Origin of the sequence: Pseudomonas sp. TKO26, from assembly GCF_003225665.1 — a bacterium.
Taxonomy (GTDB): domain Bacteria; phylum Pseudomonadota; class Gammaproteobacteria; order Pseudomonadales; family Pseudomonadaceae; genus Aquipseudomonas; species Aquipseudomonas saponiphila.
In genome coordinates, this window is sequence record NZ_QKLN01000018.1 from 59709 (window position 1) to 73163 (window position 13455).

The 13455-nt window shown below is 53.4% G+C and carries 11 protein-coding genes and 1 pseudogene; 9 read left to right on the forward strand and 3 right to left on the reverse strand.

The window, feature by feature from the left end; translation table 11 throughout:
- Nucleotides 1–40 precede the first annotated feature (40 nt).
- Both DNK59_RS22225 and DNK59_RS22230 read left to right on the forward strand, forming a co-directional pair.
- Entirely contained in the window at nt 41–304 is a 264-nt protein-coding gene (locus tag DNK59_RS22225; protein WP_110724623.1) for a hypothetical protein, read from the forward strand.
- 2 nt (nt 305–306) lie between these two features.
- Entirely contained in the window at nt 307–495 is a 189-nt protein-coding gene (locus DNK59_RS22230) for a DUF6360 family protein (RefSeq protein ID WP_256596549.1), read from the forward strand.
- 52 nt (nt 496–547) lie between these two features.
- On the opposite strand, the gene DNK59_RS22235 is transcribed toward DNK59_RS22230, so the two are convergent.
- Nucleotides 548–1216: a phytanoyl-CoA dioxygenase family protein gene (locus DNK59_RS22235; RefSeq protein ID WP_110724625.1), complete on the reverse strand. Its 669-nt coding sequence runs from the start codon at nt 1214–1216 to the stop codon at nt 548–550.
- A gap of 430 nt (nt 1217–1646) precedes the next feature.
- Between DNK59_RS22235 and DNK59_RS22240 the strand changes: the two genes are divergently transcribed.
- The 5 genes from DNK59_RS22240 (at nt 1647) to DNK59_RS22260 (ending at nt 9747) form a co-directional block, all read left to right on the forward strand.
- A complete protein-coding gene (locus DNK59_RS22240) occupies nt 1647–1922 on the forward strand; it encodes a DUF3077 domain-containing protein (RefSeq protein ID WP_110724626.1) in 276 nt (91 codons plus the stop codon).
- 559 nt (nt 1923–2481) lie between these two features.
- The gene (locus DNK59_RS22245) at nt 2482–4884 is read left to right on the forward strand and encodes an ATP-dependent endonuclease (protein ID WP_110724627.1); all 2403 of its coding nucleotides are present in this window, start codon (nt 2482–2484) and stop codon (nt 4882–4884) included.
- Entirely contained in the window at nt 4881–6806 is a 1926-nt protein-coding gene (locus tag DNK59_RS22250; protein WP_110724628.1) for a UvrD-helicase domain-containing protein, read from the forward strand. Before DNK59_RS22245 ends, DNK59_RS22250 begins: the two co-directional genes overlap by 4 nt.
- A 267-nt stretch (nt 6807–7073) precedes the next feature.
- Nucleotides 7074–8450: a hypothetical protein gene (locus DNK59_RS22255; RefSeq protein ID WP_146249926.1), complete on the forward strand. Its 1377-nt coding sequence runs from the start codon at nt 7074–7076 to the stop codon at nt 8448–8450.
- A 538-nt stretch (nt 8451–8988) separates the two neighbouring features.
- The gene (locus DNK59_RS22260; RefSeq protein ID WP_256596550.1) at nt 8989–9747 is read left to right on the forward strand and encodes a hypothetical protein; all 759 of its coding nucleotides are present in this window, start codon (nt 8989–8991) and stop codon (nt 9745–9747) included.
- Between the two features lie 171 nt (nt 9748–9918).
- On the opposite strand, the pseudogene DNK59_RS22265 reads toward DNK59_RS22260, so the two are convergent.
- Nucleotides 9919–10068 (reverse strand): annotated as a pseudogene (locus tag DNK59_RS22265) (cupin domain-containing protein); the annotation flags it as partial.
- Nucleotides 10069–10307: 239 nt separating this feature from the next.
- Here DNK59_RS22265 and DNK59_RS31710 point away from each other — a divergent pair.
- Nucleotides 10308–11759, forward strand: coding sequence for a hypothetical protein (locus DNK59_RS31710; protein WP_146249927.1), 1452 nt, complete (start codon nt 10308–10310; stop codon nt 11757–11759).
- Nucleotides 11760–12485: 726 nt separating this feature from the next.
- Entirely contained in the window at nt 12486–12767 is a 282-nt protein-coding gene (locus DNK59_RS22275; RefSeq protein WP_110724632.1) for a hypothetical protein, read from the forward strand.
- A gap of 50 nt (nt 12768–12817) precedes the next feature.
- Here the strand turns inward: DNK59_RS22275 and DNK59_RS22280 are convergent, their stop codons facing one another.
- Nucleotides 12818–13444: a cupin domain-containing protein gene (locus DNK59_RS22280; RefSeq protein WP_015635393.1), complete on the reverse strand. Its 627-nt coding sequence runs from the start codon at nt 13442–13444 to the stop codon at nt 12818–12820.
- Between the last annotated feature and the right edge of the window lie 11 nt (nt 13445–13455).

The window sequence follows — 13455 nt, forward strand, 5'->3', positions numbered from 1 at the left end:
CGCCCTGATTCAAAGGCTGCCTTTTCTGGACGAATACCCCATGAGCCAACTCACCGCACTGATCGCCCAAGCCCAAGCCGGGCTGTCGGTTCAGCAAAACATTCCCCAGGAACGCTGGGAGGCCATCGCCACCCAGTGCGGCGCCGAAGAAATCGCCGAGATCAAAACCCGCATCGCCTCACTCAAGGCAGACAGGGAAGCCGTCGAAGACTGGGACGGCGACACCCGCGATGACCTGTATTTCGCCATCGCCGACTTCACCCGCCTGCTGGAACTGGCTAGCGCCCAGGCACAAGGTGAATGAACATGCCTATTGACCGCACAACGGATTATTTCGAGAGCAGCGAAGGCGCCGTGCGCCTATGGATAGAGCAGGGCAGTGCCATTCATCTCAAGGCCATCAGCCCGCACAACGACCCCGTGGAACTGACGGCGGAACAGGCCCTGGAACTGGCCCAAGCGCTGCAACGCTTGGCCAGCCGTCTGGCGCAGTAAAGGGGAAGCAGGGAAGGGCATCGGCAGACACCGCCTTGGCGCCCAAATCCACTCACACAAAATCAGCAGGCTCGAAGCGCTCGCCGGTGTCCATGCGCACAAAGCGCAGCTTGCGCGTCTGCAGATCGGCTGCGTACAGCGCCTGGGCCGCATAACTGATCAGCAGCGTGCGACGGCGCGCACCGCTGGGGTTCAGGCTGGCCCCATGCACCAGATCGGCATCGAACAACAGAATGTCCCCGGCGCTGCCGGCCAACTGCACCACCCGGGATTCATCATCGAAATCAAAGGGCGCCAGCTGCTCCCCGGGGCGATGACTGCCCGGCACAAGCCGCGTCGCGCCATTGTGCGGCCCATAGTCATCCAGATAGACCAGCACCGTGACCCGATCACCGAGACGCTGCGCCGACAAATCCCGATGCAGCCGCTGATGACCGCCCCCCGCCAACGGCTCGCGGCCCTCCACCTGAGACAGAAAAAAGCCTTCCCCAATCAACTCGCCCACCCCCGCCAACAGCGCCGGCAAACGACACACCGCCTGCACCCGTGCATCCAGATCCACCAGCGCATGCCGCCAATCGTGGCCCCGAGGCACCGGCCATTGCTCAGGCCCAATCACTCCCGCCTCGAAAGTCGCCCGCAGCTCATCCAGCCAGTCGGCGGGCAGTGCCTGACGCAGCAATAGGTAACCGTTTTGATGGAGGTGTTCGCGGTCGATCATGAGGGGGCAGATGTCCTTATCTGGGGTGGGGGAGAGCATAACGGCTCGCCCATCCGAGCGACATAACCGGCTACGGTTTAGCGGTTGCCCCAGCGTGAGCAGACCGCCTAGTCTGCTGCGGTCGCTGCAAAATCAGCGACCGGGCCTGAGAACCCGGTAAGATGCAGGCGCACAAGCGCCCGCCCATGAATGCAGGCGCATTTTTGTGCCCGTCTGTTCGTGTTATGGCGGCTGTGCGTGGGAGACCTTCGGGTCTGCCGGGTTCCTGTATCTCCGGTTTCTCAGCCCGCGCACAGCTGCCACCCACTCGCCTGAGAACGAAGGTGGCAGCTCTCATTACCGATATGGGAGTTTCAATCATGTACGCCCGTAATCTGTGTGGATCTTCCCTTCGCAATACCCGTCTCCTGGCTGTTGTAGGAGGTGTCCGATGAGTAGTTCAGCTTCAGTCAAGACACTGGGTTTCGTCACCTTCGGCAGTTGTGCCGATCCTGAACTAACACTGTTTCGCGTGAACGCTGATGTGCCTTTGGAGCAGGCGTTGGAACATGCCTCTACTTTGTTGTACTACGCTAAGAAACTTGCGCTGGATGCCGCTATGGAAGAGCAGGGTGAGCTCTATGCTTGGGCTTCGCACTTCTTGGCGGAAATGGGTAAGGCAGTGATTGATGATGTGTGTTTGGGGTTGGGGGGGAAGAGGGCATGAGGCAGGGACTCTGAGTTAGGGCAGCATCGCATGAGGTAGATAGAAACGCCGCTTATCGATGCTTGATAAGCGGTGTCTCTATTGCTTGTGGCTTTGTCAGTACGCACCGTTTGGCGCTCCATCATCCAGTCCAATGCGGCTTTCTGTTGACCAAGTGATCCTAGGGCGCATCAGGAATGCGAAGCGATGGTACTTTGACTTGTCTCAAGGGAACCGTTTGAGTTCATGTGCGAAATTGCACTCGACCTGTGCACCCGCTTGCATAGCTGCGGATCAGTCACTTGCATTCGACCCTGTGATTCCAAGGACTGCGATCCAAGCAGCCAGCCCTCTGATGTATGCATAGGTAAGGTAGTCGTTATTTCGGCGTGAATGTGCTGACTGGAGGTTTAGCGTGGCAAGTCAGCATGGCGTGCTCTACATAAGTCCCATCTCGGTATCCGCACATAAGATGTTGTTAGATTCAGCAAGTTGGAAAAAGCGCGAGCGTTCAAAGGAAAGCAGCCGGCCTGCGTGCTCAGCACCAAGCTGTACCGGCAACACTTAGGAAGAGGTGATCATGAAGCTACAGGCATATCGGCTGCAGAACTATCGCAGACTGCGCGACGTCGTCATTGAGCTTGACGACGAGATTTCTATCTTCGTTGGCGCCAACAACAGCGGCAAGACGTCTGCCGTACAAGGCCTGTACTCAATGCTCCGTGGCGAAGCGAAGAAGTTCGAACTCTTCGACTTCAGCGCGGCGCTGTGGGCCGAGATCGACGCCATCGGCAGGACGCCTCCAGGCGATGAGGACGCGCCCAAGCAGTTGCCGTCCATTCTTTTGGATCTCTGGTTCCGCGTCGGTGAAGACGACCTCGCAACTGCAATGTCGCTTCTTCCGAGCACGGAGTGGGATGGCAAGTGCGTCGGGATCCGAGTGGCGTTCGAGCCTAGAGACGCCCATGCGCTCGTCCGGAAGTTCCATGAACTGCATGAAAAGGCCAACAACGCCGCGACCGCATTGATGACCAGGAACACTGCAGCCACGGAGGCAGGCACGGAAAATGTGGCTGCGGTGATAGCAGATCCCGGCGAGTACAAGCCCTGGCCGGAAAGTCTTACGAAGTACCTTACCAAGGAGCTGAACAAGGAATATACGTTCCGCTATTACGTGCTCGATGAGCGCGCATTTGTCGGTTATCAGGCAAAGGAGGCTGATTATGAGCCGCTGCCCCTAGGCAAGGAGCCGGGTGGCGGGGCCATTCTCAAGTCTCTGGTGAGGGTGGACTTCCTGCGTGCGCAGCGGCACCTCGATGACCCGGATGCTGGCAGCTCCGATCGCGCCGAGAGCTTGTCGCGGCGTCTGAGCCGTTTCTATCACCGCAATCTGGAGAAGCGTGGCGACGACCATGCAGCGCTCAAAGCGCTTGATACCTCGGAGAAAGAACTGAACTTCCACCTGGAGGAAGTCTTCAGCGACACTCTCAAGCGCCTCGCCAAACTCGGTTATCCGGGCGTCAACAACCCCGAGATCGTGATTCGGGCGGCCTTGGACCCGACCACCGTCCTGGGGCAGGATGCCAAGATTCACTACGTTGTTCCTGGTGCGGTCACTGCGCAACTGCCCGACAGCTACAACGGTCTGGGGTTCAAGAACTTAGTATATATGGTGGTTGAGCTCCTCGACCTGCACGAGCAGTGGAAAGCCGAGGAAGACAAACGGGCCCCACTGCATCTGGTCTTCATTGAAGAGCCTGAGGCGCATCTGCACGCGCAGGTCCAGCAGGTCTTCATCAGGAACGTTTTGCGCCTCCTTGAGGACGCCAACGATCACGCGACATTTTTCCACACGCAGCTCGTTGTCACCACGCACTCCCCACACATCCTCTATGAGCGCGGGTTTTCTCCCATCAGGTACTTCCGCCGTGTCAGCGACCAGTTGGACCATAACACCGAGGTAAGGAATCTTTCGCTGTTCAAGACGGGCGCGGCCGACGCTCCAGCGCGCGAGTTCTTGCAGCGGTATCTGAAACTGACACACTGCGATCTCTTCTTTTCCGATGCGATCATCTTGGTGGAGGGCAATGTCGAGCGCCTGCTCTTGCCAGCCATGATCGAGTTGGCGGCCAAGCGCCTGCGTTCCTCAGCCCTGACCATCCTTGAAGTCGGTGGCGCGTTCGCGCATCGGTTCCAGGAATTAATCGCTTTCGTTGGACTCACTACGCTGGTCATCACGGATCTAGACAGCGTAACGGTCAAGACGGATGCCGAGGATGCCGCCGAGCAAGATACGGGAACTGGCGGCAACGTCGACGGAGATAACGAGGACGACGACCTGAAGACCTTCGAGCTCGAAGACGACGAAGCAGCACCGGGCGGCAAGAAGAAGTCCAAGAAGCGTGGCAGCACTTGCCATGCTCACGTGGAGGGTGCTGTCACGTCCAACCAAACCCTTATCAGCTGGATCCCTAAGAAGCGGTCGGTGGCCGAACTCTGGGAAGTCACGGAGGAGCAAAAGACGCTGTCGCTTGCCGAGGGGGCCAGCGCTGAGGTTCGGGTGGCCTACCAAACCAAGGTTTTGGTGACAGTGGGTGCCATGACTTCGCAGCTCTGCGGCCGTACGCTTGAGGAGGCCTTCGGTCTTGAGAACTCCGACTGGTGTCAGGCTGAGGCTAACCGGGCCGTTGGACTCAAGCTGAAGCGCGCACCAAACAGCCCTGAGGAACTGGCTGAGAAGTTGCACGAAAGGGTGATCGGCAAGAACTTCGACAAGACTCGCTTTGCGCTGGAGGTCCTCGCAAGTGGGCCGCTCAACTGCTGGAAAGTCCCCACGTACATCGCCGAGGGCTTAGCCTGGCTCGAAGCCAAAGTGGCACACGAGATTGAGGCGGACACGGCTATTGCCACCGAGGTCGCGACAATTGAGCCGACTGCAGCCGGTGTTATCGCCGTCATTACAGACGCGGGGCAGACGATATGAGCAGGCGAATTGATAGTCCAGACACCGACGCCGACCGCGAGATCTATGCGTGTATTACTGAGACCCCCCCGCAGCCGTTCGTGGTCCGCGCCGGCGCAGGTTCCGGTAAGACCACCTCTCTTATCAAGGCGCTGGACTGGGTGATCTCAGAGCACGGCGCCAGCATGCGAGCGAAAAAGCAGAAGGTCGCCTGCATCACATATACCGACCTCGCCGCCAAAGAAATCTTAGCGGATGTTAATGACGACCCGCTGGTTCATGTCTCGACCATCCACAGCTTCTACTGGTCTATTACCAAGACGTTTCAGGCGGACATTAAGGTTTGGCTACAGAACGACATCCGCAGGCGAATCTCCGAGTTGGAAGAAGAGTTCAAGAACTACAGCTCGCGTGTTCGGCAGACTACACGCGACAGGAATAAGGCTGACCAAGAGCGTTATGTCCGAAACCTGGACACTATTGCTGGCGTCAAGACTTTCAACTACGGCGTGGGCAGTGACTACGCGAAGGGCGTCCTCGGCCACGAGGACATCCTTCAGCTCGCCGACTTCCTGCTGCAAAATCGCCCGCTGTTCCGACGAGTCGTAGCACTGAACTTCCCGTTTGTGTTCATCGACGAGAGTCAGGACACGTTCCCGAGCGTGGTGAAGTCTTTCAAAGAAGTGGAAGCCCAGATGCGGCGCAAGTTCTGTCTCGGTTTTTTTGGCGACCCTATGCAGGCGATCTTCATGAGAGGGACGGGGGACATCCCGCTTGAGGGCCATTGGCGAGCCATCACGAAACCAGAGAATTTTCGCTGTGCCAAGCAGATCCTTGATGTCGCCAACGCCGTGCGCGCGCAGGGCGACGGTATGGAGCAAGTCCGCGGGCTGCACGAAAGGGTTGATGGAGATCTCAAACCTGTGGAGGGCTCTGCCCGCATGTTCGTTCTGCCGAACACGCTGAATCGAATTGAGGCCCTGGCAAGAGTCCGGGCGTGGAGTGCGGCGACGAACAACGACGAGGGTTGGATGACTCCAGACATCGCGCTCAAGATTCTTGTCATCGTGCACCGTATGGCCGCAAACCGGCTCGGCTTCGGTGGCATCTACTCGGCGCTGAACGATAAGACATCGGAGGGCATGAAGCAGGGGATGCAGGATGGCACCGGCTGGCCCGTTCGACCCTTCCTAAGTTTTGCGCTACCGATCGTTGCCGCCGTGAAGTCCGGCAACGAGTTCGCGGCGATGAGCCTGCTCCGGAAGTTCAGCCCGCGTCTGGCTCCAGGGGCTCTTACCGGCCGACGTGCCGCGGCTGTATTGCGAGAACTGCACGCTGCTATGTTGAGACTTGTCGCTATGCTGGACGAGGTAGGGACCACCATTGGTGACATAGCACTCCATCTCTGTGATACGGGTCTTTTCGAGTTCGACGATCGCTATGCGCGTGTTCTTGGATTTGTCAGGGATGTTGCTGACGCTACTCAGGAGCCAGAGGCTGCTGATGCAGTTCCGGCCGAAGGACTATCCTCGGACGCGGCAATGGCCAAGTTCTTCAAGTGCTCTGCACAAGAGCTTTGGCCCTATGAGCGCTATGTCTCAGAAGGCTCCCCCTATGCTACACAGCACGGTGTGAAAGGAGCGCAGTTCGAACGCGTCATGGTGGTGATGGATGAGGAAGAAAGCGACTACCGAACGTACAACTACGAGCGTGTCTTCGCGAGTGCTGAGGCTCGTGCTGCAGATCGTGCACGAGCACTGGGCGGTGATGAAAACACTTGGAGCCGAACGCTGCGACTGCTTTACGTCTGCTGCACTCGCGCCCAGCGTGGGCTGGTACTAACGTTCTTTGTCGCCGATCCGGCGACCACCCTGGAAAACGTCGTGGCGAGTGGGATCCTGCCGCGAAGCGCAGTCTTTACGCAGGAAGTGTTAGTTGGATGACAAGACACGAACGATTGCTTGGCTTAAAAAACAGCCGAGCTTCTTCGTAGTGGAAAAATAAGGCATATAAGAACAAGTCGGAAAATTAGTATTTAGCATGTTTTCCTCGCTTTATCACAGGCCAATAATTAGGCGAGAGGGTGTTTTAATAGGCGAGCTAACTTCCTTAAAAAGAACCAAAGCAATACCGGCCCGAAGGCGATACTGGCTGGTGAATACGAAAAATTAGCTGTCGGCTAAATATCATTTCAGGGAGTATTAGGTTTTATGAAAATATCGTTTTCTGACCTTTTGAGTTCTTCGACACAAGGGGCTTATAGAGTTAACACTTTGCTAACCCGTATTGGTACCGACGGTGATCTTGAACCTGAGCATGGTGAACCCTTCACTACCGCGATAGCTCTTCACGTCCATGAGTATATTCATTCGTTACACAACTTAAGCACTGATGTAGGTTTTGAATTGCTCTATTCAAGTCTTGTGCTCTTACCTTCGTTTGTGACCAAAACCGATGAGCATGGGCATTTTCACGCGGAAGCGGACGTCCCAGGTATGAATGAGCAGTTCGACTACTGGGCCACAATCATCAAGGCACTTCGCGGCACAAGCGTCAAGGATGCGTCTTTACCGAAAACCGCTTGCTCTTGGTGCTTTTCGCCTACCCATTCCAAAGTTTGGAATGTTGGATTGGATACCAAAAAAGCATTTGTGACCAAAGGTTTAAGTATAACTTTGATAAGCGCTGGCTGCGAGCACGAGGTGGATGTAAGTAATATTGGCTTTGACTTTCTAACCGAAGGAGTTGCGTACGAGGTAGATCGTGAAGTGAGGCGAAACAGTGGGATTTCTGAATTGCAGTTGGACTTGGATATGCCTCTGCATCCTTATCTTTCGTACAGGAAAGTTGTTGATCATCTTATCGGCAGAGAAAGTTCTGCAGTGGAGCGCATCAAGATTGGTGTCTGCGCACTCCTGACACCTGTGCCGTCAAACGGTTTTTGCGAAGCTTGCGAGGCAGTCAAATCAGATGCATTCGAGGTTTTCGAGAGGCTGACTTTCAAGAAATTTAGGGAGTCCGTCGAAGGCAAGATTGAGAGGGTCGAACGACTTATGCAGTTCTTTCCCGGCGACGATGTGATTGCGAAAGGCTTTTCAGTAGTACTGCGTTTAATCTGGTCGGGGCTTAATGTGCGCAGGGTAAGACCTTACTTGGAACTAGAATTTCTGAAAGAACCTCTCAGTGTAGATGGCTTTAAATCAATCGTGGCGCGAATGCAGGATCATTGTGTGCTTCAGCAGAAACCGGAGGGTAAGATTGATTTGTACTGGGGCGGGAGGGACGTCGTCAAAGTTGATGAGAGTATTCTGCAATGTTTGGGAGCATTTCAAGCCTCGCTTTATTTTACTCAGCTACATCTCGACACGGAAGCACGCCATCACTCGACTAGCTGTTTACCCGAGTCGAAATGCCCATTCAAAGGGGCTTGCGCTGCTGAGAAAATTCAGGTCAACCCAGAGCTTTGCAATGTCGCTCCGTGGAAACAGTACATGATTGGTTTCAATGCACAGCCCGGTGAGCAGGGTTGCTGGTATGGCGTTGGGGTGAGAGCGTTGGCTGGGAACCATATGCGAGGCCAAGCTTGATGCTAACTATCATGTGAATCGATTAAGGGAAGAGAGCCAACAGCGGTTGAGCGCGCTGCGGCGTGTTGGCAAAACCATATCCGCCTTATGAAGCACCTCAATTACTGGTGGGCTGTGCTTGCGGGATGGGTTTATGCCTGCTTAGGTGGGGCATCCCCAACGATTAGTTCTTATGGACGATTTACATTCCCGGGTTTTTTCGTGTTCTTTGGACTCTTTGGGATTAGCTAAACACTAAATACAGCGGTTAGCCGCAAACAGCCAATACAGCTCTTGACCGAACGTCTGATTTTGGTCGCAAACCGTTGCTCATAGATGGCGAATTTCGGCCGATTCTGTTGAAAAAGTCGGCCATAGTTTCCACTGAAGAAAAGTACGCGTTTGAGATTGAAGTCTTTAGTGCGAATTATCTGGCACGGCGTATTCGAAAAGTCATGAAAGGCAGCATGGCCGTGGAAACGCTCATTCTGTTCTCTACCAACGTATGGATGATTCAGCTGCAATCGTAATCACAACGAAGATACCAAGGACGTTCCCAGTGGAAAAAGCTTCTCTTAAGAGTTTTTTGGCTATTGTTTCTGTTTTTTTAGCCATATTCGCAAGCGCGAATGAAAACAATCTAAAAGTATCCACAGAGAGCGAAGAGCTGTACTTCAAAGCGCTGCCTTACCTAGAAAAAATCGATGAAGCACAAAACGACATGTTCACTTTTCGTAAGCAGTTAGCAGTCAACGAAAAGGTGCCCGACCAAAAAAAGGAACAATATAGAGACGAAATGCTTCTGCTTATAAACGAAGGAATGCCTTTGCTCAATCGTTCAGCTGAGGAAGGCAACCCAGCAGCGCAGTACCGTCTAGCGTTAATGTTGTCGACTTTTGAATCTCGTGATCAAGTCGCCGAAAAAGTCTGCACTCTCCTAAAGTCCAGTTTCAGTAACGGATTTACTCCAGCGGGTTTGCAGATGCTTTTCTATTGCTTCGATGAGGTTAAAACACCTGGGTATCGGTCACTTGTCGAGGCGTTGCCCAATGATGAAACCCTGTATAGCAGGTACTACCCCCAGCCAACGATGATGCCGAGTTGCGATAGAAATAGTCGCACTGACAGCAAACCAATCGTGTTGCTCGACGAAAAAAGTTTTCGCGCCAACCTTTATATGAGTATGGCGACTCAAATGTTGACGCAAAACCTTAAGCAAGAGCAGTTGCGGTTTCTCAATAAAGCCGCCGAGCATGGATGTGTCAGGGCGATAGAAAGGCTAAAGCTCAGCAGCGCCACTAATGGAGCTCACCCGTAACTGGGAGCACATGATTAATCGCACGTGGGATGAAATGGGCGAGCAACACACTCCGCTGACCGAGGCCCAGTTCAGCGAGTGGTTGCGGCAGCAGTTCTACTTCCCAGTCCGTGACAGCTAGTTTTCAGTAAACGAAAGAGCGGTGTATTGCGCTTCCGCTCAGTCGCTCGCTCAAAACGTCGGCGGCGTTATCACCCACAACACCACCGCATCCTCCTCCCCAGGATTCCCATACTTATGCGATTCCTGGCTGGAAAAACTGAAGCTATCCCCCTGACTCAGCTGAAAATAACGTTCCCGCACCCATAGCTCAAAGCTCCCCCGACAGCATAACTCTGCGTTTGAGGCTCACCGGGCTGAAAAAGCCTGCGTGACTTGGCACTCCATCGGGGCGAGGACTAGTGCTCTGCCCTCTACGCTACTTCACCTACGGGCGGCCCATTAAAAAAAAGCGCATGATCGCATGCGGCTATGGCACATCTGCTCTATCGTTAGATTCGACCGTCGACCTCTGCTTCGTAAACTTGGATTTACCTATCAAAGTCATCATGGAGGGATCTATGAGAAAAGTATGCGCAGCAATTATTTGCTTACTAATATCTCTATCGAGCACCCAAGTATATTCCGATACGGGATCATATAGCCTGAAGGAGAAAGTAGAGCTGAATCTCGCCCTGTTGGATGAGAAGCCTTTAGATGATGAGGAGTATCAAAAGGTTATCATTAGCTCTGTTTTCAATGGAGAAGGTTTTTGTCGAGATAGTTTTAGTCGGGCATTCGTTCGGAATTTTTTCTCGTCTAGCAAGAAATCAATTTTAACGATAACGATTAATAAAATTCCTTACGTCTCGTACACGTACGATCAGAAAAATAAAGCATGCAACAAAACATACTCTATTGAAAGCGAACTATCCGGTCTAGAGCTTGCGCGAAAGACGAATAGGAAATTTATAGTGACGTTGCTGTATAATGACGAGGCTGAAATTGGTGCGCTACAAGATTTAAGTGATATAGGCAAGAGTGTTAGTGCCCTAGGCACTGCCCCTGTTTTGTCTGGTGCCACCTCTGCCTTAGTGGATATGCTTGCTAAAAAGTTCGATAAAGTTGTTCAGGCTTCGCTTAGCTCGAAAGACTTGCATCAAGTTGAAATCAGGCTTCCTAACGAAGCGGGAGCTACTCGATTTCAGCTAAGTGCAAAGATTGCAAGCAAGCACTACGACTTACTTAATATGACGGTTGTCAAACAACCTAGTCGACTGTATGGGAAAAGACCAAGCTCTGTGATGACAACAACATACAGGACTGATGGGACTTCGGCACAAAGCGTGATTGAAAACTATAGGGCTGGTCCAGGCGCAGCGGTTGGCGATGTGTTTGACAGACTGCGCATCGAGTGTAATGAGCTGCGCAGCAATTTCTCTCTGGCCCTAAACGAAAAGGACATGAGAGCCCTACTCGAAAGCCACTTGTTGCACAATTACTCGCCAAAACAAACGAGGCTTCATTTGCTCAGTTGTTTTAATGATTCTGATATAAGTAAGGTTGTGACTTTCGAGCTGAAGGAGTATGTAGTGTTTAATGATGCTCCAAGACCTGATTTTCGTCGTGATCCAAGTTTCCTTTCAAACCTCAATCAGTCGGGTTATTCTAAAATTACAACGGAATCAACCTTGTATTTCGACAAGGGCGCACTGTTGTCGGTGAGGTCCGTCGGTCAACTTGTAGCGCTTCCTAATATAGTAGGTCCTTTCTGTTATCAGTTTCTTGAAAAGAATAAAGTTAATTTTATTATGTTTGATCGGGTGTCGAATAAGACGCTGTACTTTGAAGCCGTCATAGATAAGGAGTACAGTGCGGAAGAGTATGAGGGCGGAATGCTATCCATAATTAATTCTTTGTCAGTTGATAGCGCCGCACCCTATGAATACAACACTGCATCCGGCATAGCTGCATGCATTGATTCGCGTAAATCAAATATTGGGATGAAAGTGGCCAGCGCTTCGGTCTATTAATCAGCGAGCTTCAATCTCGGGTTACAGATATGGTCTGTCCCGATCTCAGTGGACACTGACATCGGATGGACATCCGCTACGCTTCTGGTCAGTTCAGCGGCCAAGTTTGAATAGGCATGCTGTTTCCTTGGGAGGTTATGGCAATGCTTGATCGACTTCGAACAGAGGATGTTCGGGCGACTTACTCGTATTTCGGAGGTTATTGAGCTACGGCGCATGGAACTGATCCAGATGGCCTGTATGGTGTTAAGGAACTGCTAAGCGAGTTCGCTGACAGTTCCATATTAAATTTTGAACATGCCGCTGGGTCCAAAGCCGGCAACTGAAGCGCTGGGGGAGGGGGCTAGAGTTGCGAATAGCTATGGTGTCTACCCATGAAGGGTTGTGCTACCTACTATTTTCCCATCGATCGGTATTCCCAGCACAGTGGTCATCTGGATATTTGAATTGATTCAGCGTTTCAAAGTATTCCATGGACTTAGGGTGGCTGTTACGTCTCCCTGTCTTCCTTAGCCGTTGGCTTTGGAGCTCTGAGCCCACATGAGGACTCAGGTGCTGGCTGAATTGACCTTGATTTCTCAAAAGAGATGACCGCTTTTAGTCGCAAGTAGAGATGGTGCTGCACACAACTATGCTAGCCCCGGGTGAAGTGATAACAGAAGAGTAGATATCCTCCGCATCAATCTAAAGACTGCTTATCCAAACGCTCTGTTTAAGGGACCAGACATGACCGTTGAAATCATCGAGTTCAGAAAATTGCTAGAAGCCGGGCGGCGCTATCTGGAAGGTGCCACCGCCCTCGCGGAGCTAAACGGTCGAGTCAGGGCAACATTGGAGGCCGGACACTTCTGGGGAGCAGCAGCGCCACTAATGGACGTCGCCCGAAACTGGGAACAGATGATTAACCGCGCCTGGAATGAAATGGGCGAGCAACGCGCTCCGCTGACCGAGGCCCAGTTCAGCGAGTGGTTGCGGCAGCAGTTCTACTTCCCAGCCCGTGACAGCTAGTTTTCAGTAAACGAAAGAGCGGTGTATTGCGCTTCCGCTCAGTAGCTCGCTCAAAACGTCGGCGGCGTTATCACCCACAACACTACCGCATCCTCCTCCCCAGGATTCCCATACTTATGCGGTTCCTGGCTGGAGAAACTAAAGCTATCCCCCTCACTCAGCTGAAAATACCGTTCCCCCACCCACAGCTCAAAACTCCCCGACAGCACATACCCGGCTTCCTCGCCCTCATGGCTGTAACTCTCCTTGCTGTAGGTCCCCGGCGGAAACCGCGAGTGCAAAAACTCCAGCTGCCGGGTCGGTTGCGGGGTCAGCAACTGATCAATAATCCCGTTCTCATAATTCACCTGCAGGCGCTGTTTCTTGCGCACTACATAGCCTTGGTCTTCGGGCGCGGTCTGGGTTTCGCTGGCGAAAAACCATTGGATGGTCACGCCCAGGCTACGGGCGATGTTGAACAGGGCGGGGATGGAGGGGTAGGCGAGGTTGCGTTCCAGTTGGCTGATGTAGCCGGCGGTGAGTTCGCTCTGTTGCGCCAGTTCGCTCAGGGTCAGGCCGCGGCGTTTGCGCAGGCCGCGGATGCGGGTGCCAAGGAACTGCGGGCCGCCAGGGGCTTGGTTGTCGCTGCCGGGCTCGGGAGCGGTGCTCGCGGGCGGCGTCTTGCTGCTTGGGTTCATGGCGGGCTCCA

Bases quoted from the DNA above. Each gene is read 5' to 3' on its own strand.
- DNK59_RS22225 (WP_110724623.1), top strand. From the start codon at position 41: ATGAGCCAACTCACCGCACTGATCGCCCAAGCCCAAGCCGGGCTGTCG.
- DNK59_RS22230 (WP_256596549.1), top strand. From the start codon at position 307: ATGCCTATTGACCGCACAACGGATTATTTCGAGAGCAGCGAAGGCGCC.
- DNK59_RS22235 (WP_110724625.1), bottom strand. From the start codon at position 1,216: ATGATCGACCGCGAACACCTCCATCAAAACGGTTACCTATTGCTGCGT.
- DNK59_RS22240 (WP_110724626.1), top strand. From the start codon at position 1,647: ATGAGTAGTTCAGCTTCAGTCAAGACACTGGGTTTCGTCACCTTCGGC.
- DNK59_RS22245 (WP_110724627.1), top strand. From the start codon at position 2,482: ATGAAGCTACAGGCATATCGGCTGCAGAACTATCGCAGACTGCGCGAC.
- DNK59_RS22250 (WP_110724628.1), top strand. From the start codon at position 4,881: ATGAGCAGGCGAATTGATAGTCCAGACACCGACGCCGACCGCGAGATC.
- DNK59_RS22255 (WP_146249926.1), top strand. From the start codon at position 7,074: ATGAAAATATCGTTTTCTGACCTTTTGAGTTCTTCGACACAAGGGGCT.
- DNK59_RS31710 (WP_146249927.1), top strand. From the start codon at position 10,308: ATGAGAAAAGTATGCGCAGCAATTATTTGCTTACTAATATCTCTATCG.
- DNK59_RS22275 (WP_110724632.1), top strand. From the start codon at position 12,486: ATGACCGTTGAAATCATCGAGTTCAGAAAATTGCTAGAAGCCGGGCGG.
- DNK59_RS22280 (WP_015635393.1), bottom strand. From the start codon at position 13,444: ATGAACCCAAGCAGCAAGACGCCGCCCGCGAGCACCGCTCCCGAGCCC.